1 protein-coding gene is annotated in these 538 nt (G+C 40.0%); it reads right to left on the bottom strand.

What is annotated here, in order from left to right:
- On the bottom strand, positions 1-538 hold a 538-nt coding region (locus tag KC460_05280; protein MCA9770752.1), incomplete at both ends, for a hypothetical protein.

Here is a 538-nt window from a genome sequence, read left to right as displayed (position 1 = left end):
CAACAGTCAGTGGACTTACTAATGGTATACCATCTACAACTGACCCTGCTGCCAATACTGAGCCTGCAGGTATTAATGTATCTGCTGTCAGTTCAAGCAAGTCAAATAATGTTTGTTCATTATATGTAATTGTTGTTGGTATAATTGAACCCGCTGCAATTGTCGCTCCTTGGCAGAAAAATTTTTCGCCAAGTGTTGTTGCAACTCCTGCAAACTCTTTAAATTGTACGTGACCTCCGCCACACACTTCACCACATCTATTGTTAAAGTCTGTCGCTATATCACTACCAAGCGTAAAGTTTGGATCTGTGTTAAAGTTTGGCGCAAAACGTACTTGAGCAACATTTGTACCACGTCGAAGTACATATAGCAATGAACCTTCTTCAAATTGAAGCGATTTTAACACACCAGCAGCTTCATTACCCTCTTGGTCTGAACGTGCACCTCGATACATGTTAAATTCAACGTTACCTTGCAACACGCTCAACGCTGCTTGATGATTGAAAATTACATCAAAACATGCTTTTTCGAATGTAAT

This window comes from Candidatus Dependentiae bacterium (assembly GCA_020431705.1).
Lineage (GTDB): Bacteria > Babelota > Babeliae > Babelales > Vermiphilaceae > JAGQHQ01.
This window is presented reverse-complemented; position numbering and strand designations above follow the sequence as displayed.